Annotated in this window: 21 protein-coding genes; 2 read left to right on the top strand and 19 right to left on the bottom strand. The window is 67.7% G+C overall.

Annotated features, from left to right (window positions below; translation table 11 throughout):
* Positions 1-109 precede the first annotated feature (109 nt).
* The 3 genes from EL288_RS07290 to rplS form a co-directional block, all read right to left on the bottom strand.
* On the bottom strand, positions 110-1,159 hold the full coding sequence (locus EL288_RS07290; protein ID WP_010930118.1) for an NADP(H)-dependent aldo-keto reductase: 1,050 nt from the start codon (positions 1,157-1,159) through the stop codon (positions 110-112).
* A gap of 101 nt (positions 1,160-1,260) precedes the next feature.
* Entirely contained in the window at positions 1,261-1,986 is a 726-nt protein-coding gene (locus tag EL288_RS07285) for a CoA pyrophosphatase (RefSeq protein WP_003813314.1), read from the bottom strand.
* 276 nt (positions 1,987-2,262) lie between these two features.
* On the bottom strand, positions 2,263-2,643 hold the full coding sequence (rplS, locus tag EL288_RS07280) for a 50S ribosomal protein L19 (protein WP_003813315.1): 381 nt from the start codon (positions 2,641-2,643) through the stop codon (positions 2,263-2,265).
* A 307-nt stretch (positions 2,644-2,950) separates the two neighbouring features.
* Between rplS and EL288_RS07275 the strand changes: the two genes are divergently transcribed.
* Positions 2,951-3,823, top strand: coding sequence for a DMT family transporter (locus tag EL288_RS07275; protein ID WP_003813317.1), 873 nt, complete (start codon positions 2,951-2,953; stop codon positions 3,821-3,823).
* A gap of 7 nt (positions 3,824-3,830) precedes the next feature.
* Here EL288_RS07275 and EL288_RS07270 read toward each other — a convergent pair whose 3' ends face one another.
* The 14 genes from EL288_RS07270 to EL288_RS07205 form a co-directional block, all read right to left on the bottom strand.
* Positions 3,831-4,211, bottom strand: a complete 381-nt coding sequence (locus tag EL288_RS07270; RefSeq protein WP_003813319.1) for a hypothetical protein — start codon at positions 4,209-4,211, stop codon at positions 3,831-3,833.
* Positions 4,212-4,364: 153 nt separating this feature from the next.
* Positions 4,365-5,639 (bottom strand): PA0069 family radical SAM protein, encoded by a 1,275-nt coding sequence (locus EL288_RS07265; RefSeq protein ID WP_003813320.1) that lies wholly within the window; start codon positions 5,637-5,639, stop codon positions 4,365-4,367.
* 189 nt (positions 5,640-5,828) lie between these two features.
* Complete coding sequence (locus EL288_RS07260) at positions 5,829-7,127, bottom strand: sulfate adenylyltransferase subunit 1 (RefSeq protein WP_003813322.1); 1,299 nt, start codon at positions 7,125-7,127, stop codon at positions 5,829-5,831.
* Positions 7,128-7,179: 52 nt separating this feature from the next.
* Positions 7,180-8,088, bottom strand: coding sequence for a sulfate adenylyltransferase subunit CysD (gene cysD / locus EL288_RS07255; RefSeq protein WP_003813323.1), 909 nt, complete (start codon positions 8,086-8,088; stop codon positions 7,180-7,182).
* A 49-nt stretch (positions 8,089-8,137) separates the two neighbouring features.
* Positions 8,138-8,890 (bottom strand): phosphoadenylyl-sulfate reductase, encoded by a 753-nt coding sequence (locus EL288_RS07250; protein WP_004565842.1) that lies wholly within the window; start codon positions 8,888-8,890, stop codon positions 8,138-8,140.
* On the bottom strand, positions 8,887-9,951 hold the full coding sequence (locus EL288_RS07245) for a sulfate/molybdate ABC transporter ATP-binding protein (RefSeq protein ID WP_003821532.1): 1,065 nt from the start codon (positions 9,949-9,951) through the stop codon (positions 8,887-8,889). The genes EL288_RS07250 and EL288_RS07245 overlap by 4 nt, the downstream gene beginning before the upstream one ends.
* Positions 9,952-9,975: 24 nt before the next feature.
* Entirely contained in the window at positions 9,976-10,875 is a 900-nt protein-coding gene (gene cysW, locus EL288_RS07240; protein WP_003813328.1) for a sulfate ABC transporter permease subunit CysW, read from the bottom strand.
* Positions 10,872-11,747, bottom strand: a complete 876-nt coding sequence (cysT, locus tag EL288_RS07235) for a sulfate ABC transporter permease subunit CysT (protein WP_003813329.1) — start codon at positions 11,745-11,747, stop codon at positions 10,872-10,874. Before cysT ends, cysW begins: the two co-directional genes overlap by 4 nt.
* Positions 11,748-11,762: 15 nt before the next feature.
* Entirely contained in the window at positions 11,763-12,797 is a 1,035-nt protein-coding gene (locus tag EL288_RS07230; protein WP_010926821.1) for a sulfate ABC transporter substrate-binding protein, read from the bottom strand.
* 188 nt (positions 12,798-12,985) lie between these two features.
* Positions 12,986-13,627, bottom strand: a complete 642-nt coding sequence (locus EL288_RS07225; RefSeq protein ID WP_003813333.1) for a peroxiredoxin — start codon at positions 13,625-13,627, stop codon at positions 12,986-12,988.
* Between the two features lie 82 nt (positions 13,628-13,709).
* A complete protein-coding gene (locus EL288_RS07220; RefSeq protein ID WP_003821527.1) occupies positions 13,710-15,536 on the bottom strand; it encodes an acyl-CoA dehydrogenase in 1,827 nt (608 codons plus the stop codon).
* 262 nt (positions 15,537-15,798) lie between these two features.
* On the bottom strand, positions 15,799-16,728 hold the full coding sequence (locus tag EL288_RS07215; RefSeq protein ID WP_043172132.1) for an electron transfer flavoprotein subunit alpha/FixB family protein: 930 nt from the start codon (positions 16,726-16,728) through the stop codon (positions 15,799-15,801).
* Positions 16,728-17,477, bottom strand: a complete 750-nt coding sequence (locus EL288_RS07210; RefSeq protein ID WP_033447049.1) for an electron transfer flavoprotein subunit beta/FixA family protein — start codon at positions 17,475-17,477, stop codon at positions 16,728-16,730. The genes EL288_RS07215 and EL288_RS07210 overlap by 1 nt, the downstream gene beginning before the upstream one ends.
* 71 nt (positions 17,478-17,548) lie before the next feature.
* A complete protein-coding gene (locus EL288_RS07205; protein ID WP_010926822.1) occupies positions 17,549-18,463 on the bottom strand; it encodes a histone deacetylase family protein in 915 nt (304 codons plus the stop codon).
* 19 nt (positions 18,464-18,482) lie between these two features.
* Here EL288_RS07205 and mltB point away from each other — a divergent pair, with 19 nt between their 5' ends.
* Positions 18,483-19,628 carry a lytic murein transglycosylase B gene (mltB, locus tag EL288_RS07200; RefSeq protein WP_010926823.1) on the top strand — a complete coding sequence of 382 codons (1,146 nt, stop codon included), beginning with the start codon at positions 18,483-18,485 and terminating at the stop codon, positions 19,626-19,628.
* 56 nt (positions 19,629-19,684) lie between these two features.
* Here mltB and cysM read toward each other — a convergent pair whose 3' ends face one another.
* The gene (cysM, locus tag EL288_RS07195) at positions 19,685-20,596 is read right to left on the bottom strand and encodes a cysteine synthase CysM (protein ID WP_003813345.1); all 912 of its coding nucleotides are present in this window, start codon (positions 20,594-20,596) and stop codon (positions 19,685-19,687) included.
* Between the two features lie 80 nt (positions 20,597-20,676).
* Positions 20,677-21,261 (bottom strand): ComEA family DNA-binding protein, encoded by a 585-nt coding sequence (locus EL288_RS07190; RefSeq protein WP_003813346.1) that lies wholly within the window; start codon positions 21,259-21,261, stop codon positions 20,677-20,679.
* Positions 21,262-21,267 lie beyond the last annotated feature (6 nt).

Here is a 21,267-nt window from a genome sequence, read left to right as displayed (position 1 = left end):
GACAGGCGCCTGCCGACTTCCGGGGTGCCTGTCCCTACGCGGACAGGCACCTGCCGACTCCCGGGGTGCCTGTCCCCACGAGGACAGGCGCCTGCCGACTTCCGCCCCCTTACGGCGCCGGATTGGGCTGGCGCGCGTGGATGGCCTCGATGCCTTGCAGCACCTCGTCCGACAGGGTGACCTCGACGCTCTCGATGTTTTCCTTCAACTGCGCCAGCGTGGTCGCGCCCATCAGGTTGCTGCTTACGAACGGACGCTGGTTGACCCAGGCCAGCGCCATCTGCGCCGGCGCCAGGCCGTGGTCGCGCGCCAGCATCACGTAGTCGCGCGCCGCGGCTTCGGCCTGCGGGTTGCTGTAGCGGGTAAACCGCGTGAACAGCGCGAGCCGCGAGCCCTCCGGGCGCGCCCCGTCGAGGTACTTGCCCGACAGGATACCCATGGCCAGCGGCGAGTAGGCCAGCAGCCCGACGCCTTCGCGGTGGCTGAACTCGGCCAGGCCGATCTCGAAGATGCGGTTGAGCAGGTTGTACGGGTTCTGGATCGTGGCCACCTTGGGCAGCCCGTGCTTCTCGGCTGCCTGCAGGAAACGCGCCACGCCCCACGGGGTTTCGTTGGACAGGCCGACATGGCGCACCTTGCCCGCGCGCACGAAATCCTGCAGCACCTCAAGCGTCTCTTCGATCGGTACGGTGTGGGCGTCGTCCACCCACGGGTAGGCCAGCTTGCCGAAAGTATTGGTGGTGCGATCGGGCCAGTGCAGCTGGTAGAGGTCCAGGTAATCGGTCTGCAGGCGCTTGAGGCTGGCGTCCAGCGCCTGTGTCAGGTTCTTGCGGTCGAGAAAGGTCTTGCCGTCGCGGATATGGCTGGGGCGCTTGGCGTCGCGCACCGGACCAGCCGCCTTGCTGGCCAGGACCACCTCGTGGCGCCGTCCGGTCCGGGCCAGCCAGCTGCCGATGCAGCTTTCGGTGCGTCCCTGGGTTTCCGGCTTGGGCGGCACGGGATACATCTCGGCGGCGTCGACCAGGTTGATGCCGTGCGCCAGCGCATAGTCCAACTGTTCGTGAGCCTGCGCCTCGGTGTTCTGCTCGCCCCAGGTCATGGTGCCCAGGCCGATGAGGCTGACGTCGAGATCGGTGTGTCCGAGTTTGCGGTATTTCACGGCTAGATCCTGTCCAGACTGCGAGGCGCCCTGCGCCGGGATGAAAAAAGGCGCGCCACGGCGCGCCGTACTGATCGGGAATATTACTCCCGCTGGCGGGGTCAACCCGGCAGCGCCTCGCGCACCGTCTGATACAGATTGCGCAGCATGCCCGCGGTGGCGCCCCAGATGAAATAGCGCTGCCATGGCATCGCATAGTATTGGCGCACATAGCCATCGGGCAGCGCGGCGCGGTACAGCCGATGATTGGCCGGGTCCATGAGAAACGACAGCGGCACCTCGAACACCTCGGCCACTTCGAACGCATCGGGCGCCAGCTCGAAATCGGGCTGCACCAGCGAGACCACCGGCGTGATGGCAAAGCCCGTGGCGGTGAAATACTGGGGCATGCTGCCCAGCACTTCCACTTGCTGCACCGGCAGGCCGGTTTCCTCCTGGGCCTCGCGCAACGCGGCGGCCACCGGCGTGGCATCGCTGACTTCGATACGCCCGCCCGGGAAGCTGACCTGGCCGGCGTGGTCGTGCAGGTGCGCGGCGCGCTGGGTCAGCATGACGCGCACGCCATCGGCCCGCATGACCAGGGGGATCAATACCGCCGCGGCCACCAGACTGCCTTCCCGGCCGGGCGCGCGCGGCTCCGCCGCGCACAAGGGATCGAGCCGCCAGTGATCGGCCGGGCGCAGGCTGGAGCGCAGCTCGGGCGGCGTCAGCAGGCGTTCGTCCACGCGAGCCAGCCCCTGATTGGCGGTTTCCCAAGGCTGCGCCATGGGATCGAAGAGCGGACGCACTGGCGTGCGGCGTGGACGAGAAGGAGCAGAGTCAGACATGCGGCAACGAAAAAGAAACAAGGCAGCTGCAAGAGTAACCCCGCCATGCAAAAAGGCACCCTTGCGGGTGCCCTTTTACTCTGAAAAGGCATTCTTTCAGATACTTTTTCACGATAAAAGGGCACCCTTGCGGGTGCCCTTTCACTCTGAAAAGGCATTCTTTCAGATACTTTTTCACGATAAAAGGGCACCCTTGCGGGTGCCCTTTTATCGCGGAAAGCCGTGCCAGGCACAAACGCGTCGACGTTTGCATGCCGGACACGGCCCCGGTCTCGATCAAGCCGACTTGGCTTTCTTGAGAACCAGCTTTTCCTTGATGCGTGCGGACTTGCCCGAGCGGCTGCGCAGGTAGTACAGCTTGGCGCGGCGCACGTCGCCGCGGCGCTTGACTTCGATGCCGGCGATCTGCGGCGAGTACAGCTGGAACGTACGTTCCACGGCTTCGCCCGACGAGATCTTGCGCACGATGAACGACGAGTTCAGGCCGCGGTTGCGCTTGGCGATGACCACGCCTTCGAAAGCCTGAACGCGCTTGCGGGTGCCTTCGACAACGTTGACGCTGACCACGACGGTGTCGCCGGGAGCAAATTCGGTTACGGCATTGCCGCCGGTAAGGCGTGCAATTTCTTCCTGTTCCAGGATAGCGATGAGGTTCACGAGAACTCCTTGATCATCTTGCCTTGCGGACGGTATTTGCCAGGATTTCTTGTCCGTCGCCTGTCATGCGCCACAAGTGGCGCCTGACGCTCCGTCGGTATGGCTACCGCCGGATGCCGCAGCCAGGCAACGGCTATTGGGTTTCCGCAAGCAGAGGATGAGGTTTGGCAAACCCAGCATTCTACATCAAAAGCATGGACAGGGCTGCGGGCTGCCACCCTCCGGCCCTATTTACGTTACTCTAGCGGCACGGCCAGCCTATATACACCAGGACCCGGCCCCGCCTTCGCGGACACATCCCAACGCAATGTCGTACACGTCCCTTATTTTGGTGGTACTGGCTGCCATGGCCCATGCGGCCTGGAATCTGCTTGCCAAGCGCGCCGCGATGGTCGGCCCCATGTTCGTCTTTGCCTATGGCCTGGCGGCAACCATACTGTATGCCCCCTGGGTGATCTGGGTGCTGGCGCACGACGGAATGGTCTGGAGCTGGCCGGTGGTGCTGTGCATCCTGGCGTCCAGTATGTTGCATCTAGGCTACAGCCTGTGCCTGCAACGCGGCTACCAGGTCGCCGATCTGTCTGTCGTATACCCGATCGCGCGCGGTACGGGCCCGCTGCTCTCGACCATGGGCGCCTTCACGCTGCTGAGCGAGCCGGCCACCACCACCGGTATTGCCGGCATGCTGTGCGTGGTCGGCGGCGTACTGCTGATTGCCACGCAAGGCCGACTGGGCATGTTCCGGCAGGCGCAGGCCTGGATTGGCGTGCGCTGGGGGGTGGTCATCGGCCTGTTCATCGCCGCCTACACCGTGGTGGACGCCTATGGCGTCAAGATGCTGCTGATCATGCCGGTGCTGTTCGACTGGTTCACCTGTGCCACCCGCACCCTGATGATGACGCCTCACGTGCTGCGCCGGCGCGCCCAATATTGGCCGGCCATGCGCGGCTATTGGCACCTTGCCATTGCGGTGGGCGTCCTGTCGCCTCTGGGCTACATCCTGGTGCTGTACGCGCTGCGCAATGGCGCGCCGCTCAGCCTGGTTGCCCCGGCCCGCGAAATGTCGATGATGCTGGGCACACTGGCGGGAATGTTCCTGCTACGGGAAAAAGTAGGCATAGGCCGACTGGCTGGCTGCCTGGCCATCCTGGCCGGCGTGGTGCTGCTGGGGTCGAGCTGACCCCGGCTCAGAACCCGCCAGCCGCGCCCAGCCACATCAGCGCCGGAATCATGGCGCCCCAGACCGCCACCAGCAGCACGTCGATGATCTTGGCCTTGGTGCTCAATACTTGCGCGGCGGCTTGCGTGGCCGCGCCGCTGAGTTCGGCCTGTGCGTGAAGCGCCTGGGCCTGCGCAGGCTGGACGGCCTGGGCGGACCGGGGCTGGCTGTCTGCGCAGGGCGTGCAAGGCTGCGCCTGGCCCGGCGGCGTCGGCGGAAACGGCCATTTGCGCTGCGGTACCGCCGCGCCGGCCCATGCGCGCGCCAGGCGGCGCAGCGCGCCCAAAGTGCGGCCGGGCACGGCCGTCGGCAAGGATGTTGCAGCGTCAAGCGTCGTAGCGATAGTCATGTCGACTCTCCTGGTGTTGAAGCCGGCGGGCCCCGAGGCCCCGGCTCTTCGCGGACCACGCCGCGAATGCATGTCAAACCACTGCCGCGACGGGCGCGGCCCCCTACCACTGGCAACGTCGCGGCGGCGCCAGGCGCCTGCGGCGACGCGCCGCTAAAACAAGGCCAGCTGCCCCGGCTGGGCACGCGCCTCGCGCCGGCCGCGGGCCGGCGGCAAGCCGGACTCGAGCGGCGGGACGAAACGATGCGTGTCGAGTTCGGGACGGTGGCGGTTCAGGCCCAGCTTGCGCGTGGCCAACGCAAAACGCTGGCGCAGCAAATCGGCCCAGATGCCGGTACCGCGCATGCGCGAACCAAAGGCCGTATCGTTGCGCCGGCCGTTGCGCAGATCTTCGATACGGTGCAGCACACGCTGGGCGCGATCCGGAAAATGCGCCTGCAGCCAGGTTTCGAAAACCTCTTTCACTTCCCAGGGCAGGCGCAGCACGGTGTAGCTGGCGTAGCAGGCGCCAGCCGCGCTGGCCTCCTGCAGGACGTGCTCGAGGGATTCGTCGTTGATGAACGGGATGACAGGCGCCACCAGCACACCCACCGGCACGCCGGCCTGCGCCAGGGTGCGCACCGTTTGCAGCCGGCGGTACGGCGCCGAGGCGCGCGGTTCCAGCGTGCGGGCCATGGCGGCATCCAGCGTGGTGATGCTGACGAATACCGTGACCAGCTTCTGGCGCGCCAGGTCCTGCAGCAGGTCGAGATCGCGCTCGACCAGGGCGTTCTTGGTAACGACGGTAAGCGGGTGGCGGGTTTGCAGCAGCAGTTCGAGCATGCCGCGCGTCAGGCGCCAGGTACGCTCGATGGGCTGGTAGGCGTCGGTGGCCGAACCGATGTTGATGGGCGATGCGCGGTAGCCCGGACGGGCCAGCTCGGCGCGCAGCGCGGCGACCGCGTTGGCCTTGGCCACCAGCCGGGTTTCGAAGTCGAGCCCCGGCGAATAGCCCAGGTAGGCATGCGTGGGCCGCGCGTAGCAGTACACGCAGCCGTGCTCGCAGCCCCGATAGGGGTTGGCCGCCACGTCGAACGGGATGTCGGGGGAGTCGTTGCGCGAGAGCATCTTGCGGGCTTCTTCGGCCTGCACGATGGTGCGCGGGGCCGGCGCCTGGGCGCAAGTATTCGGTGACGCATCCGCGCCCTCGACGGCGATGGGGATGGCCCGCCGTCCGCCCTGCCCGAGCGCGTCGGCGACAGGAGGAAACGCGGCTGCGTCGGAACCTGCGGTGTAGTCGGGATTGGCCCAGCCGTCGTCGACGCGGACCCGGTCGGCTTGCTGGAAGCGATGCGAAACATTAGTAACCGCACCCCGACCGCGCAAGGCGGCGGGGGCGGCAGCCGGGGACCCAAAACCGGCGGAAAAAGAATGTTCGGTGCTTGCCATGAATCTACTGTACAAAAACACAGTACTTTTGGCAAGCCCCGCAGCCCTTGCGAGCCATGCATCGAATTTACCCCAAGACGGCGACGCCGTCCGGGGAAATCATTTCATCCTTTGGAAATCGCCCGGAGAACCGCGCCCAGCAAGGGTTTGGATTAAAAACAACAGCCTGGCGGGGAGTCTGGCGGCCGCCTATTCGAGCATGCCCGCGGCAGCCGTCTGGTGCGTGGCCTCGTCGATCAGGATGAACGCGCCGGTGGCCGCGATCGCGGCGTACGGATCGGTCGCCAAGGCCTCGCGCGTCAGCAGCGACACGCGGCCGATGTCGTTCATGTGCAAGGCGCCATCGGCATTGGGCACCTCCTGCAGCTCATGGATGTCGCGCCGCGTGTGCACCGCGCTGATCTTCGCCGAAGTCAGCCGCGTGCCATGCTTGAGCAGATAGCGGCGCGCGGGATTGAGCGGCTGCGCATCCAGCCAGCACAGCTGCGCGTCGAACTCGCGGCCCACGCGCGCCGGCGCCTGCGCATGCGCCAGCACATCGCCGCGCGAGACATCGACATCGCGATCCAGGATCAACGTGACCGAGTCGCCACTGACCGCCTCCTGCAGTTCGCCGTCGAAGGCCAGCACCCGCTGCACGCGCGCGCGCACCCCGGACGGCTGCACCACGACCTCGTCGCCCGGACGCAGCACGCCGCTGGCCACGCGGCCGGCGTAGCCGCGAAAATCGTCGGCCCGTTCGCCGCCGTGGCGCGCCACCCATTGCACCGGTACGCGCAATGGCAGATCGCGGCCGTCTCCCGCCAGGTCCAGCCCTTCGAGCAGCGTCAGCAAGGGCTGCCCTTCGTACCAGGGCGAGTGCGGCGACAGGTTGACGACATTGTCGCCGTGCAGCGCCGACAACGGCAGGATGTGAAACGCCGGCAGCGCCAGCCGGCGCGCCAGCTCGCCATAGGCTGCGCCGATGCGCTCGAACACGGCCCGGTCCCAATCGACCAGATCCATCTTGTTGACGGCGACCACGATGTGCTTGATGCCCAGCAGGCGCGCGATGGCGCTGTGGCGCTTGGTCTGGGCCAGCAGCCGCCCGTCGGCCGCCCGCGTCGCGTCGACCAGGATGATGGCGGCATCGGCGGTGGACGCCCCGGTCACCATGTTGCGCGTGTACTGCTCGTGGCCCGGCGCGTCGGCGATGATGAACTTGCGCAAGGGCGTCGAAAAATAGCGGTAGGCCACATCGATGGTGATGCCCTGCTCGCGCTCGGCCTCCAGGCCGTCGGTCAGCAACGAGAAGTCGATGCCGTCGCCGGCCACGCGCTTGTGCTTGGCGCGCGAGATGGCGTCGAGCTGGTCGGCGAAGACGCCCTTGCTGTCGTACAGCAGTCGGCCGATCAGCGTCGACTTGCCGTCGTCGACCGAACCGGCGGTGATCAGCCGCAGCACGCCGTTGTCGGCGCCGGCCAGGAAAGAATCGTTCAAAGCGTTCATGCATGTCCCCAGTGGGCGCGCCAGGCGCGCCGGTGTTCAGGTGCGGGCCGGCTCAGAAGTAGCCTTCGCGTTTGCGGCGTTCCATCGACGCCTCGGAGGTCTGGTCGTCCATCCGGGTGGCGCCGCGCTCGGTGATGTCGGTGACCGCGGTCTCGGCGATGATGGCAGCCGGATCGGCCGCATCGGAGGCCACCGGGCAGGTGCACGAGATATCGCCCACGGTGCGAAACCGCACGGCCAGCCGCTCGACGGTTTCGCCCTCCGCCGGCGGCGTCAGGCGCGTGACCGGCACCAGCAGCCCCTTGCGCCGCACCACCTCGCGGGCATGGCTGTAGTAGATCGACGGCAGCGCCAGGCGCTCGCGCTGGATGTACTGCCACACATCCAGTTCGGTCCAGTTGGAAATCGGGAACACCCGCATGTTCTCGCCCCGGTGCACGCGGGTGTTGAACAGGTTCCAGAGTTCCGGGCGCTGGGCCTTGGGGTCCCATTGGCCGAACTCGTCGCGGAAGGAAAAGATGCGTTCCTTGGCGCGCGCCTTTTCCTCGTCGCGCCGGGCTCCGCCGATGCAGGCATCCAGCCCCAGCTCCTCGATCGCCTCCAGCAGGGTCACGGCCTGGGCGGCGTTGCGCGAGTCGGTTTCGCGCCGCAACGCCACGCTGCCGCGGGCGATCGAATCCTCGACGCTGCGCACCAGCAGCGTCTCGCCCAGTTCTGCGGCGCGGGCGTCGCGGAAGGCGATCACCTCGTCGTAGTTGTGCCCGGTGTCGATGTGCAGCAAGGGGAACGGGAACCTGCCCGGACGAAAGGCCTTCTCGGCCAGCCGCAGCAGGACGACCGAGTCCTTGCCGCCGGAAAACAGCAGCGCGGGCCGGGCGCATTCGGCCGCGACCTCGCGCAGGATGAATATCGCTTCGGATTCGAGCCAGTCGAGATGGCTGCGGGTCATGACGGCGCTCATTGGCGTTTCCTTTCTGTCTGCGTTATCGATGTCTGTAGCGATCCGGGCCTCAGGCAGGCCGGGCCGCGATCTGGATGACCCGGTTGCCGGCGTGCAGGCCGCATTCCTTCGAGTCCGACGATTCCCACCACCAACGGCCGGCCCGCACGTCCTCGCCCGGGCGGACGGCGCGCGTACAGGGTTCGCAGCCGATGGACGGGTAGCCCTGGTCGTGCAGCGGGTTGTACGGGATGCCCAGCGCGCGAATGACGCTCCACACATCGGCCTCGTTCCACGCCGCCAGCGGGTTGAACTTGTAGAGGCCGAACACGGGGTCGCGCTCCTCGTCGGGCAGCTCGCCGCGAGTGGCCGATTGCGCGCGGCGCTGCCCGGTGATCCAGGCGCCGCGCCCGGCCAGCGCGCGGCGCAAGGGCTCGACCTTGCGGATTTCGCAGCAGGCCTTGCGCAACGCCACGCTTTCATAGAAGGCGTGCATGCCGTGCGCGTCCACATGCGCCTGCACCGCGGCGGCGTCGGGCCGGTAAACCGTGATGGCGCGCCCGTAGCGCGTGGCCACCGCGTCCAGCACGCCGAGGGTCTCGGTATGCAGCCGGCCCGTATCCAGGGTGAACACCTCCAGGTCCAGCCCGCCGGCATAGATGGCGTGGGTCAGCACCATGTCTTCGGCGGCCAGCGAGGAAGCCAGCGCCGCGTCGGGATACTGCCGCGCGATGATCGCCAGGCGCGACTGCAGGTCGTGCCAGCGGGCGGCGGCGGCGGCCGTCAGGCCGGCGATGGCGGCGAGGGGACGGGCCGCCATCATGGCTGCACCGCGAAAACGCGCGCGCGGCGCGGCTGGGCCAGCAGCGCCTCGCCCTCCTTGAGGCCCAGGCTGCGGAACAGGGGTTCAGGCACCTGCGCCTCGATGATGGCCTGGTCGTCCTGGCGCGCCAGTTCGAGGTAGGCGCTGGGTCCGGCCAGGTACACGTGGTTCAGGCGCACCGGGATGCCGGGAGCGGCCGTGCCCGCGCGGGCCAGGTCGATATCGTGCGGACGCACATAGGCGATGGCGCGCTGGTTGTCGGCCTCGGGCAGGTCCGGCGCCGGCAGCGCCACCTCGCCCAGGCGCCACACGCCGCGCGTGGCATGGCCATGCAGCTGGTTGACGTCGCCCAGGAAGCCGTACACGAATGGCGTGGCCGGCCGCTCCCAGACCTCGCGCGGCGAGCCCACTTGCTCGATGCGTCCGGCGTTCATCAGGACAACGCGGTCGGCCACTTCCAGGGCTTCCTCCTGGTCGTGGGTGACGAAGACGCTGGCCACGTGCAGCTCGTCGTGCAGCCGGCGCAGCCAGCGGCGCAGCTCCTTGCGCACCTTGGCGTCCAGCGCGCCGAACGGTTCGTCCAGCAGCAGCACGCGCGGCTCGACGGCCAGGGCGCGCGCCAGGGCAATCCGCTGGCGCTGTCCGCCGGAGAGCTGGGCCGGATAGCGGTCGGCCAGCCAGTCCAGCTGCACCAGCCCCAGCAGGTCGAGCACCTTGGCGCGGATCCGCGCCTCCGAGGGGCGCTGCGAACGGTGCCGCACGCGCAGGCCGAAGGCCACGTTCTCGAACACCGTCATGTGCTTGAACAACGCGTAATGCTGGAACACGAAGCCGACCTGGCGTTGCCGCACGTCCACTTCGGTGGCATCTTCACCGGCGAACAGCACGCTGCCGGCATCGGCCGACTCCAACCCGGCGATGATGCGCAGCAGGGTGGTCTTGCCGCAGCCCGACGGCCCGAGCAGGGCCACCAGTTCGCCCGTCTCGATATGCAGCGAGACCTCGTCGAGCGCCCGGAATGCGCCGAACCGCTTGGACAGACCGCGAACTTCGATACTCATGAATCGTCTCCTGGTAAACGGCGCTCAGGCTGCCGCCGGCCGCACCGCCAGCGCGCCCGCATGCACGGGCGCCTCGGCCTGCCGCGGCGACAACCGCTGGTTGCGCCATTCGACGACCTGCTTGGCCGCCAGCGTCACCAGCGCCAGCAGGGCCAGCAGCGACGCCACGGCGAAGGCCGCCGCGAACTGGTACTCGTTGTAGAGAATCTCGACGTGCAAGGTCATCGTGTTGGTCAGGCCGCGGACCTGCCCGGACACGACCGAGACCGCGCCGAACTCGCCCATGGCGCGGGCATTGCACAGGATGGCGCCATACAGCAGGCCCCACTTGATATTGGGCAGCGTGACGCGCCAGAAGATCTGCCAGCCGCTGGCGCCCAGCGTCAGCGCGGCCTGCTCTTCCTCGCTGCCCTGCGCCTGCATCAGCGGGATCAGCTCGCGGGCGATGAACGGGAACGTGACGAACAGCGTCGCCAGGATCACGCCGGGCACCGCATACACGATCTTCCAGTCATGGTCCTGCAACCAGGAGCCGAACCAGCCTTGCGACCCGAACAGCAGCACGAACACCATGCCGGCCACCACCGGCGAAACCGAGAACGGCAGGTCGATCAGGGTGATCAGCAACTGCTTGCCGCGAAACTGGAACTTGGTGACCGCCCAGGCCGCCGCCACGCCGAACACCAGGTTCACCGGCAGCGCGATGGCAGCCACCAGCAGGGTCAGCCGGATGGCGGACCAGGCATCGGGCTCGACGATGGCGGCCAGGTACAGCTGCCACCCCTTGCGCAGGGCCTCGGTGAACACCGCGGCCAGCGGCACCAGCAGGAACAGCGTCAGGAACGCCAGCGCCGCGCCCAGCAGCAGCGCGCGCACCCAGCGCGGCTCGGTCAGGTGGGCGGGCCGGTGATCGGCCGGGCTCATGGCTGCCTCCCGCCACGGCGCGCCTGCCAGCCCTGCAACAGATTGATGACCAGCAGCAAGGCGAACGACAGCGCCAGCATGACGGTGGCGATGGCCGCGGCGCCGGCGTAGTCGTACTGCTCCAGCTTGGAAATGATCAGCAAGGGGGTGATCTCCGAAATCATGGGCATGTTGCCGGCGATGAACACCACCGAACCGTACTCGCCGATGGCGCGCGCGAAGGCCAGCGCGAAGCCGGTCAGCAAGGCCGGCAGCAGCGCGGGCAGCAGCACGCGGCGGATGGTCTGCCAGCGGCCCGCGCCCAGGCTGGCCGCGGCCTCCTCCAATTCGCGCTCGACATCTTCCAGCACCGGCTGCACCGTGCGCACCACGAATGGCACGCCGATGAAGATCAGCGCCACCACGATGCCCAGCGGGGTGAACGCCACCTTCAGGTCGAACCAGCGCTGCAGCGGCGCGCCCAGCCAGCCGTTGGCCGAATAGAGCGCGGTCAGCGCGATGCCGGCCACGGCGGTGGGCAGCGCGAACGGCAGGTCCACCAGGGCGTCGACGAGCTTCTTTCCAGGGAAGCGGTAGCGCACCAGCACCCAGGCAACGATGGTGCCGAACACCAGGTTGACCAGCGCCGCCAGCAGCGACGCCCCGAACGTCAGGCGATACGAGGCCACCACCCTGGGCGCGGTGACCGTATCCCAGAAGCCGGCCCACCCGAGCTCCAGGCTCTTGATCGGCAGGGCCGCCAGCGGCACCAGCACCAGCAGGCTGAGGTACAGCACGGCATACCCCATCGAGATGCCGAAGCCCGGCAATACGCCGGGGCGCTGGCGCCGCGCCGCCGTCGGCGCGGATCCGGAAGGAATGGCCAGGGACATGGTGGCTGGATCCTGCTATTTCCGCTGCGGCTGATAGACTTGGTCGAAGGTGCCGCCGTCGCTGAAGTGATCCTTCTGCGCCTTGCGCCAGCCGCCGAAGATCGGGTCGTCGATGGTCACCAGCTTCAGCTTGGGAAACCGGCTGGCGTATCTGGCCGCCACGGTCTCGTCAGTGGGCCGGTAGAAATTGCGGGCGATGATTTCCTGGGCGGCCGGCGTATACAGGTACTCGAGATAGGCCTGCGCGGCGGCGCGGGTACCCTTGCGGTCGACCACCTTGTCCACCACCGCAACAGGCGGTTCGGCCAGGATGGACAGCGACGGCACCACGATGTCGAATTTGTCCGGCCCCAGCTCCTCGCGCGCCAGGAAGGCCTCGTTTTCCCAGGCTAGCAGCACGTCGCCTACGCCGCGCTCGACGAACGTGGTGGTCGAGCCGCGCGCCCCCGTATCCAGCACCGGCACATGGCTGAGCAACTGGCCCACGAATTCGCGCGCCTTGGCTTCGCTGCCCTCGTTGCGCGCCAGCGCATAGGCCCAGGCCGCCAGGTAATTCCAGCGCGCGCCGCCCGAGGTCTTGGGATTGGGCGTGATCACCTGCACGCCGTCCTTGACCAGGTCGTCCCAATCGTGGATCTGCCTGGGATTGCCCTTGCGCACCAGGAACACGATGGTCGAGGTATAGGGCGAGCTGTTGCGCGGCAGGCGTTTCTGCCAGTCCTGCGGCAACAGGCCGCGGTCGGCGATGGCGTCGATATCGTAGGCCAGCGCCAGCGTCACCACGTCGGCATCCAGGCCATCGATCACCGAACGCGCCTGGCGGCCCGAACCGCCGTGCGACTGGCGCACCGTCAGGTCCACGCCGGCGCGGGCCTGGTATTCCTTGATGAAGGCCTCGTCCACCGCCCGGTACAGCTCGCGGGTGGGGTCGTAGGAGACATTGAGCAGCGTCTGCTTGTCCTGCGCCTGCACGGCCCATGGCAGACCGAGCGAGAAAACCGTCGCCAGCGCCACGATGGCGCCACGGATACCTGCTGTGTTGCGTCGCATACCTGCTTCCTTCGAGAACATCGGAATGGATGCAAGTGTGCCGGCCGCTCCTACTGAACGGAACGACTCATTTTTTGGTTGCTCATCGCCTCAGGGCATAAAGCGCGGCGTGGGTGAGGCTGTTTGCGGCCGGGCCGTCCAGGCAAAAAAAACGCCCCTTGCGGGGCGTTCTCGCCGAAGCGGCCGGTTTACTTGTTCGGCTGCGGGGTGATGCGCAGATACGGACGCAGCGCCTTGTAGCCCTTGGGGAACTTCTCCTTGATGACGGCTTCGTCCTTCAGCGACGGCACGATGATCACGTCCTCGCCGTCCTTCCAGTTGACCGGCGTGGCCACGCTGTGGCTGTCGGTAAGCTGCAGCGAGTCGATCACGCGCAGGATCTCGTCGAAGTTGCGGCCGGTGCTGGCCGGATAGGTGATGGTCAGGCGCACCTTCTTGGCCGGATCGATCACGAACACCGAGCGCACCGTCAGGGTGGCGTTGGCATTGGGATGGATCATGTCGTACAGCTCGGACACCTTGCGGTCGTCGTCGGCCAGGATGGGGAAATTGACCGTGGTCGACTGCGTGTCGTTGATGTCGTCGATCCACTTGGTGTGCGAATCGACCGGATCCACCGACAAGGCCAGCACCTTGACGTTGCGCTTGGCGAACTCGCCGGCCAGCTTGGCGGTGTAGCCCAGCTCGGTGGTGCAGACCGGCGTGAAATCGGCCGGATGCGAAAACAGCACGCCCCAGCTGTCGCCCAGATAGTCGTACAGACGGAGGGGACCGATGGAAGATTTTTGTTCGAAATCGGGGGCGGTATCGCCCAGACGGAGTTGACCCATTGACGTCTCCTGCTTCAGGTTGAGTGGCGCTCTGATTCTTGCATCAAACTTATTTGGGGGGAAATACGTAAGGCATATAACTTTATGCGATATCAGCCATGCTGCCGCACGAATCAGCCACATCGCCGGCGCGCACCGCCGCCGCCAGGGCCAAGGCGCGCGGCAGGATGTGCGCGCCGTAGAACAATGCCGTGCCCAATTTATGGCGATGGAACGCATCGCCGGAGCCGGCCGCCAGATGGCGGCGACACGCCAATGCCGCGCGCGCCATCTGCCAGCCGCCGTGTACCACGCCGGCCAGCATCAGGTAAGGCACGCTGCTCGAATACACCGCGCGCACATTGGACGCGGCGTGCGCCAGAATGAATTCGACCGCGCCCTCATAGGACTGGATGGCCTGGTCGAAATTGTCGCGCAGCACGCGCAAGGCGGTATGGTCGGCCGTATCGGCGCGCTGCGCCTCGGCCGCCACCGCCTTGAGGGTGTCGCGCATTGCCGCGATCGAGGCATGGGCCGTGGCCCCGCCGTCGCGCAGCGTCTTGCGCCCCACCAGGTCGTTGGCCTGGATGGCGGTCGTTCCCTCGTAGATGGGCAGGATGCGCGCATCGCGATAATGCTGCGCGGCGCCGGTCTCTTCGATGAAACCCATGCCGCCATGCACCTGGATGCCCAGCGACGCCACTTCCACGGCCGACTCGGTCGAGAAACCCTTGACGATCGGCACCAGGTATTCATAGAAGGCGCGGTTGCGGGCGCGCACCTCGGCGTCGGGATGATGCGTGCCCTTGTCGTGCGCAGCGGCCGCCACGTAGGAAACGGCGCGGGCCGCTTCGGTCAGCGCCCGCATGGTCAGCAGCATGCGCTGGACATCGGGGTGGTGCGCAATCGTCACCGGCGCGGCCGATCCCTCGATGGCGCGCCCCTGCACGCGTTCGCGCGCGTAAGCCTGCGCATGCTGATAGGCACGCTCCGACACGCCGATACCCTGCTGGCCGACCGAATAGCGCGCGGCATTCATCATGATGAACATGTATTCCAGGCCGCGGTTGGCCTCGCCCACCAGATAGCCCACCGCGCCCTCGCCCACCTCGCCCTTGCCCGCGCCGTACAGCAGCACCGCGGTCGGACTGCCGTGGATGCCCAGCTTGTGCTCCAGCGAGGCGCACCACACATCGTTGCGCTTGCCGCGCGAGCCGTCCTCGTTGACCAGGTACTTGGGCACGATGAACAGCGAAATCCCCTTGACCCCGGCCGGCGCATCGGGCGTGCGCGCCAGCACCAGGTGGATGATGTTCTCGGCCAGGTCGTGCTCGCCGTAGGTGATGAAGATCTTCTGGCCGCTCAGGCGGTAGCTGCCGTCGTCCTGCCGCACCGCGCGCGTGGCCACCTGGGCCAGGTCCGAGCCGGCCTGCGGCTCGGTCAGGTTCATGGTGCCGGTCCACTGGCCGCCGATCAGCTTGGGCACGTAGGTCTGCCGTTGCGCCTCGGAACCCACCGTCAGCAGCGCCTCGATCACGCCATCGGTCAGCATGGGGCACAGCGAAAACGCCAGGCTGGCCGCCTGGATGTTTTCTCCCGCCGGCGCCGCCACGACCTTGGGCAGGCCCTGCCCGCCCCACTTCTGCGGATGCTGCAGGCCTTGCCAGCCCCCCGCCGTATAGTCCGCGAAACCCTGGCTGAAACCCGGCGTGGTGGTCACCTGGCCGTCGTTCCAGACCGGCGGCTTGGTATCGCCGGCCACGTTCAGCGGCGCGATGGCCTGCTGCACGAAGCGCGCGTTTTCTTCGAGGATGGCGTCCACCAGGTCCGGGGTCACTTCTTCGAACCCGGGCAGTTTCAGGATTTCCTCCAGCCCGGCCAGCTCATTGAGCGCGAAGCGGAAATCCTGCAACGGTGTGGCGTAAGTCATTTTGTCTCCGTAGTCTTGATGCGGGCTGGCGGTCAGGTCGGCCGGGCATTTGCAGGGTGCGTGCCGGCGCGGCGCGGCGCGCCGGCGGATTTCGTAGAGTATGCCAAGCGACGATAATCGGCCTCGCCACGCAGGGCAACCTCATTCCGGGCGACAGATGTAACCACGCGAGCGTCCTCGCCGACGGCCCCATGCCGTGCATGGCCGAAAAAAAAACCGCGGGCGACAGCCCGCGGCTTTCTCTCTGCGTGCGGCGCGCCGCTCAGAGCGCGCCGGTCAGTTCGGGCACGACCTGGAACAGGTCGCCCACCAGGCCGTAGTCGGCCACGCCGAAGATCGGCGCTTCCGGATCCTTGTTGATGGCCACGATGACCTTGGAGTCCTTCATGCCCGCCAGGTGCTGGATCGCCCCGGAGATGCCCACCGCCACGTACAGCTGCGGCGCCACGATCTTGCCCGTCTGCCCCACCTGCCAGTCGTTGGGCGCGTAGCCCGCGTCCACCGCCGCGCGCGAGGCTCCCAGCGCCGCGCCCAGCTTGTCGGCCAGCGGGTCCAGGATCTTGAAGTTCTCCGCGCTGCCCAGCCCGCGCCCGCCCGAGACCACCACCCGCGCGCCGGCGAGCTCCGGACGGTCGCTCTTGGCCACCTCCCGGCCCACGAAGCGCGACAGCCCCGAATCGGCCACCGCATCGAGCGCCTCGACCGCCGCCGACCCGCCCTGCGCGGCCACCGCGTCAAAACCGGTCGTGCGCACCGTGATCACCTTGACCGCATCGCCCGACTGCACCGTGGCGATCGCGTTGCCCGCGTAGATCGGCCGCTGGAACGTATCGGCCGACTCCACTCCGATGATGTCCGAGATCTGCGCCACATCCAGCTTGGCCGCCACCCGCGGCGCCACGTTCTTGCCCGAGGCCGTGGCCGCGAACAGAATGTGGCTGTACCCGCCGGCCACCGCCAGCACCTGCGCGGCCAGGTTCTCGGCCAGCCCCTCGGCCAGCTGCGGCGCATCGGCCAGCAGCACCTTGGACACCCCGGCCGCCTGCGCGGCCTGCCCGGCCACCGCCTGCGCGCCCGAGCCCGCCACCAGCACATGCACCTCGCCGCCCAGCCTGGACGCCGCGGCGATCGTGTTCAGCGTCGCGCCCTTCAGCTGCGCGTTATCGTGTTCGGCTATTACCAGCGTCGTCATCACACCACCTTCGCTTCGTTCTTCAGTTTGTCCACCAGCGTGGCCACATCAGGCACCTTGATGCCGGCCTGGCGCGCCGGCGGCTCGCTCACCTTCAGCGTCTTCAGGCGCGGCGCCGGATCCACCCCCAGATCCTGCGGGCTCACCGTCTCCAGCGGCTTCTTCTTGGCCTTCATGATGTTGGGCAGCGTCACGTAGCGCGGCTCGTTCAGCCGCAGGTCCGTGGTCACGATCGCCGGCAGATTCAGCGACAGCGTCTCCAGCCCCCCATCGACCTCGCGCGTCACCGTCACCTGACCATCGCCCAGCTCCACCTTGCTCGCAAACGTCGCCTGCGGCCAATCCAGCAGCGCCGCCAGCATCTGCCCCGTCTGGTTGGCGTCGTCGTCGATCGCCTGCTTGCCCAGAATCACCAGCTGCGGCTGCTCCTTGTCCACCAGCGCCTTGAGCAGCTTGGCCACCGCCAGCGGCTGCAGCTCCGCGTCGGTCTGCACCAGCACCGCGCGGTCCGCCCCGATCGCCATCGCCGTGCGCAGCGTCTCCTGGCATTGTGCGGCGCCGCAAGAAACCGCCACCACCTCCGCCACCGCGCCCTTCTCCTTGAGCCGCGTGGCCTCCTCGACCGCTATCTCGTCGAACGGGTTCATGGACATCTTCACGTTGGCGATGTCCACCCCCGTTTGATCCGATTTGACGCGCACCTTGACGTTGTAGTCGACCACGCGCTTGACTGGTACCAGAACCTTCATCCAGCAGTCTCCAAAATAACAATAATTACCCGGCGAAACCCGGGACCGCATTGCACAATTTTTTCTCGATTCTACAGCTTCGACAGGGATCGTATATGCGCGACCACGCTGCGGCCCAAGGCTGACAAGTTGTAACCACCCTCCAGGGTGCTGACGATACGGCCCTGGCAGTGCTGGTCGGCAACCTCGACCAGGCGGTCGGTGATCCAGGCGTAATCGGCCTCGACCAGGCCCATCTGGGCCATATCGTCCTCGCGATGGGCGTCGAAACCGGCCGAGATCAGGATCAGTTCGGGACGATGCTCGTGCAGCCGCGGCAGCCACTGCTCGCGCACGATCGTCCGTATCGACGCGCCGCCGGTGTAGGCCGCCACCGGCACATTCAGCATATTGGGCGCCGGATCGTCGGCGCCGCTGTTGGGGAAGAACGGATGCTGGAAGAAGCTGCACATCAGCACCCGCGGATCGCCCGCGAAGGCATGTTCGGTGCCATTGCCATGGTGGACGTCGAAATCCACCAGCGCCACCCGCTGCAAGCCATGGAAGTCCAGCGCATGGCGGGCCGCGATCGCGACATTGTTCAGGAAGCAGAATCCCATGGCGTGGTCGCGCTCGGCATGGTGGCCGGGCGGACGCACCGAGCAGAATGCCGTAATGGCCTCGCCGCCCAGCACCGCGTCGACCGCCGCCACCCCGGCGCCGGCGGCGCGCAGCGCCGCCTCGTAGGTGTGGCGGTTCATCGACGTGTCGGCGTCTATCGCGTAATAGCCATGCTCGGGCTGGTGCGCGCGCAGGCTGTCCAGGTAGGCCGGCGTATGCACCCTCAGGATGTCGGCGCGCGAGGCTTCCGGAGCCTGCCGCTCCTGCAGGTAGGGCAGCAGGCCGCTGGCCAGCAATTGATCGGAAATAGCATCGAGCCTCTGCGGGCTCTCGGGATGCCAGTCGCCCATTTCATGCAAGCGGCATGACGGGTGGGTAAGATACATAGTCTCCATAAGGAAGATTATGTTCAACTGTCGGCGATTCCTGCAAATCGGCACGCTGTCGGCCCTGCTGGCCGGCTGTGCCACCTCCAGCCAAACACCCCAAGCCCAGCATCTTCCCGCGCAGGCCGCCACAGGCCAGGCCGACCGCGTCCGCATCGGCCCGGACAAACCCGTATCGAGCGACGAAGGCCCCGCCACGCTGACGCCGACCGGCGAACTGCGGCCCGACGTCCGCGCCTTCGCCGAACAGCTGGCGGCACAGCGCGAGCTGCCCCTGCCGCAAGTGCTGGCCAGCCTGGAAAGCACGCGCTACAACGCGACCGTCGCCCGCCTCATCGCCCCGTCCGGCGCGTCGGGCAAGAAGATCTGGCGCAGCTGGCTGACCTATCGCGGGCGTTTCGTCGAACCCAAGCGCATCGCCTGGGGCGTGGAATTCTGGAACGCCAACCAGGACCTGCTCAACCGCGCCGCCCAGCGCTACGGCGTGCCGGCCTCGATCATCGCCTCCATCATCGGCGTGGAAACCCTGTACGGCCGCAACGTGGGCAACTTCCGCGTGGTCGATGCCCTGGCGACGCTGGCGTTCGACTACCCCGATCCCGCCAAGCCCGAGCGCGCCGACATGTTCCGCGGCCAGCTCGGCGACTTCATCACCCTGGCGCTGCAGGACAAGCTGGACCCCGAGACGCGCGGCTCGTACGCCGGCGCCATCGGCATGCCGCAATTCATGCCCGGCAGCATCATGCGCTATGCGGTCGATGGCGATGACGACGGCCACATCGACCTGACCAACAGCGTCGCGGACGCGGTCATGTCGGTGGGCAACTTCCTGGTCGAACATGGCTGGCAGCGCGGCCTGCCGGTGTTCGCGCCGGTCGCGCTGCCGGCCGATCCGGCGCCGCTGGTGGCCGGCGGCCTTACGCCGACGCTGGACTGGAACGGTCTGCAGGCCGCCGGCGCGCGCCCGGCGGCGGGCGCCGGACGCGGCGCCTGGCAGGAGCACCCCATGGGCATCGTGGACCTGGTCGAGGAAGCGCGCGGCACCGTGCAATACCGTACCGCCACGCCCAATTTCTTTGCCCTGACGCAATACAACCGCAGCTACTTCTATGCCACGGCGGTGGCCGACCTGGCGGCCGAACTGCAGGCCCGCACGGGCTATTGATGCCCCGTGCCGCGGCGCGGCCCGCCACGCGGGCGGACGCCGCGCCCGGCCCTGCGTCAGTTGAAGACGCCGGTCGACAGGTAGCGGTCGCCGCGGTCGCACACGATGAAGACAATGGTGGCGTTCTCGACCCGCTCGGCCACGCGCAACGCCGCCACCAGGGCGCCCGCCGACGAAATGCCGGCGAATATGCCTTCTTCGGCGGCCAGCCGGCGCGCCATGGTCTCCGCCTCGGCCTGCGCGATGGACTCATAGGCGTCGACCAGCGAACGGTCGAAGATCTTCGGCATGTAGGCCTCGGGCCACTTGCGGATGCCCGGGATCTGCGAGCCTTCGGCCGGCTGCGCGCCAACCACCTGCACCGCCGCGTTGCGCGACTTCAGGTAGGTGGACACGCCCATGATGGTGCCGGTGGTGCCCATCGCGCTGACGAAATGCGTGACGCGGCCATCCGTCTGGTTCCAGATTTCCGGGCCGGTGCCCTCGATATGGGCGCGCGGGTTGTCCGGGTTGCCGAATTGGTCCAGCACCTTGCCCTTGCCTTCGGCCTGCATGGCCGTGGCCAGGTCGCGGGCGTATTCCATGCCGCCCTTGGCGGCAGGCGTGAGGATCAGTTCGGCGCCATAGGCGGTCATGGCGGCCCGCCGCTCGAGCGACAGGTTGTCGGGCATGATGAGGACCATCCGGTACCCGCGCATGGCCGCCGTCATGGCCAGCGCGATGCCGGTATTGCCGCTGGTGGCCTCGATCAGGGTATCGCCCGGATGGATTTCGCCGCGCTCTTCGGCGCGCAGGATCATGGACAGGGCAGGACGGTCCTTGACCGAGCCGGCAGGGTTGTTGCCCTCCAGCTTGGCCAGGATCACGTTGCCGCGCGCCTGCCCGGCCGCGCCGGGAATGCGCTGCAGGCGCACGAGCGGCGTATTGCCGACGGTTTGCTCGATAGTGGGGTAGGTAGGAGTGCTCATGCCGCCGATAATAACCGCCCCGGATCGGCCGAGGCGGTTTAGCCGCGCTGGCGCCAGGGACTCCCGCGCCGCCGGCCAGGCTAGCGGCCGGCAGCCGCCTTGGCGCGCGGCCCTCCCGCCGGCCTGGCCTCGGGCCTGGCGCCCGCGGCCGGCGCAGCCGGGCCGGCCGTCAGGCCGGCGGCCTGCAAGGATTGCATTTTCTTGAGGCCGATGCCGCTGACCCGCTCGGACAGGTCTTCGAGCGACAGGAAGCGGCCTCCCCGCTGGCGCTCTTCGATGATGACGCGGGCCGTGCGCGGCCCCACGCCGCGCACGGTTTCGAGCTGGTCGACGGTGGCGGTGTTGACGTCCAGCGCGTGGGCCGGCGCGGCAGCCAGCGCGCAACCGGCCATCACCAGCCAGCGCGCCAGCGGCTCGCTTGCCGGCTTGCGCCCGGCCGGCGCCTTGCCCGCCGGCGCGCGCGCCGCGGCGCCGGGCGGCCGCGGCCGCCACAGCCGGCCGCGGCCCACCAGCGGCCAAGCGGGAGCGCTTGCGCAACGCGCCACGGGATCGTGCAAAAACGGATTCATGCTGTGCTCCTTGGATGCGTGTCGGACGAACCGGTCGATCCGCCCCGCAGCCATCTTGCCCGCCCCGGCGTTCGCCGCGGCGGACGGTGCACGCAAACATCC

This window comes from Bordetella bronchiseptica, assembly GCF_900636925.1.
In the GTDB taxonomy this organism is placed as follows: domain Bacteria; phylum Pseudomonadota; class Gammaproteobacteria; order Burkholderiales; family Burkholderiaceae_B; genus Bordetella; species Bordetella pertussis.
The sequence above is the reverse complement of the archived record's forward strand: the minus strand, read 5'-3'. Positions and strand labels throughout refer to the sequence as shown.

What these genes read in the sequence shown, in the direction of transcription:
- EL288_RS07260 (WP_003813322.1), bottom strand. Translation starts at nt 7,127, where the DNA reads ATGAACGCTTTGAACGATTCTTTCCTGGCCGGCGCCGACAACGGCGTG.
- EL288_RS07245 (WP_003821532.1), bottom strand. Translation starts at nt 9,951, where the DNA reads ATGAGTATCGAAGTTCGCGGTCTGTCCAAGCGGTTCGGCGCATTCCGG.
- mltB (WP_010926823.1), top strand. Translation starts at nt 18,483, where the DNA reads ATGTTCAACTGTCGGCGATTCCTGCAAATCGGCACGCTGTCGGCCCTG.
- cysT (WP_003813329.1), bottom strand. Translation starts at nt 11,747, where the DNA reads ATGTCCCTGGCCATTCCTTCCGGATCCGCGCCGACGGCGGCGCGGCGC.
- EL288_RS07285 (WP_003813314.1), bottom strand. Translation starts at nt 1,986, where the DNA reads ATGTCTGACTCTGCTCCTTCTCGTCCACGCCGCACGCCAGTGCGTCCG.
- EL288_RS07265 (WP_003813320.1), bottom strand. Translation starts at nt 5,639, where the DNA reads ATGGCAAGCACCGAACATTCTTTTTCCGCCGGTTTTGGGTCCCCGGCT.
- cysD (WP_003813323.1), bottom strand. Translation starts at nt 8,088, where the DNA reads ATGAGCGCCGTCATGACCCGCAGCCATCTCGACTGGCTCGAATCCGAA.
- EL288_RS07270 (WP_003813319.1), bottom strand. Translation starts at nt 4,211, where the DNA reads ATGACTATCGCTACGACGCTTGACGCTGCAACATCCTTGCCGACGGCC.
- EL288_RS07205 (WP_010926822.1), bottom strand. Translation starts at nt 18,463, where the DNA reads ATGTATCTTACCCACCCGTCATGCCGCTTGCATGAAATGGGCGACTGG.
- EL288_RS07225 (WP_003813333.1), bottom strand. Translation starts at nt 13,627, where the DNA reads ATGGGTCAACTCCGTCTGGGCGATACCGCCCCCGATTTCGAACAAAAA.
- cysW (WP_003813328.1), bottom strand. Translation starts at nt 10,875, where the DNA reads ATGAGCCCGGCCGATCACCGGCCCGCCCACCTGACCGAGCCGCGCTGG.
- cysM (WP_003813345.1), bottom strand. Translation starts at nt 20,596, where the DNA reads ATGAGCACTCCTACCTACCCCACTATCGAGCAAACCGTCGGCAATACG.
- EL288_RS07215 (WP_043172132.1), bottom strand. Translation starts at nt 16,728, where the DNA reads ATGACGACGCTGGTAATAGCCGAACACGATAACGCGCAGCTGAAGGGC.
- EL288_RS07275 (WP_003813317.1), top strand. Translation starts at nt 2,951, where the DNA reads ATGTCGTACACGTCCCTTATTTTGGTGGTACTGGCTGCCATGGCCCAT.
- EL288_RS07220 (WP_003821527.1), bottom strand. Translation starts at nt 15,536, where the DNA reads ATGACTTACGCCACACCGTTGCAGGATTTCCGCTTCGCGCTCAATGAG.
- EL288_RS07230 (WP_010926821.1), bottom strand. Translation starts at nt 12,797, where the DNA reads ATGCGACGCAACACAGCAGGTATCCGTGGCGCCATCGTGGCGCTGGCG.
- EL288_RS07210 (WP_033447049.1), bottom strand. Translation starts at nt 17,477, where the DNA reads ATGAAGGTTCTGGTACCAGTCAAGCGCGTGGTCGACTACAACGTCAAG.
- EL288_RS07250 (WP_004565842.1), bottom strand. Translation starts at nt 8,890, where the DNA reads ATGATGGCGGCCCGTCCCCTCGCCGCCATCGCCGGCCTGACGGCCGCC.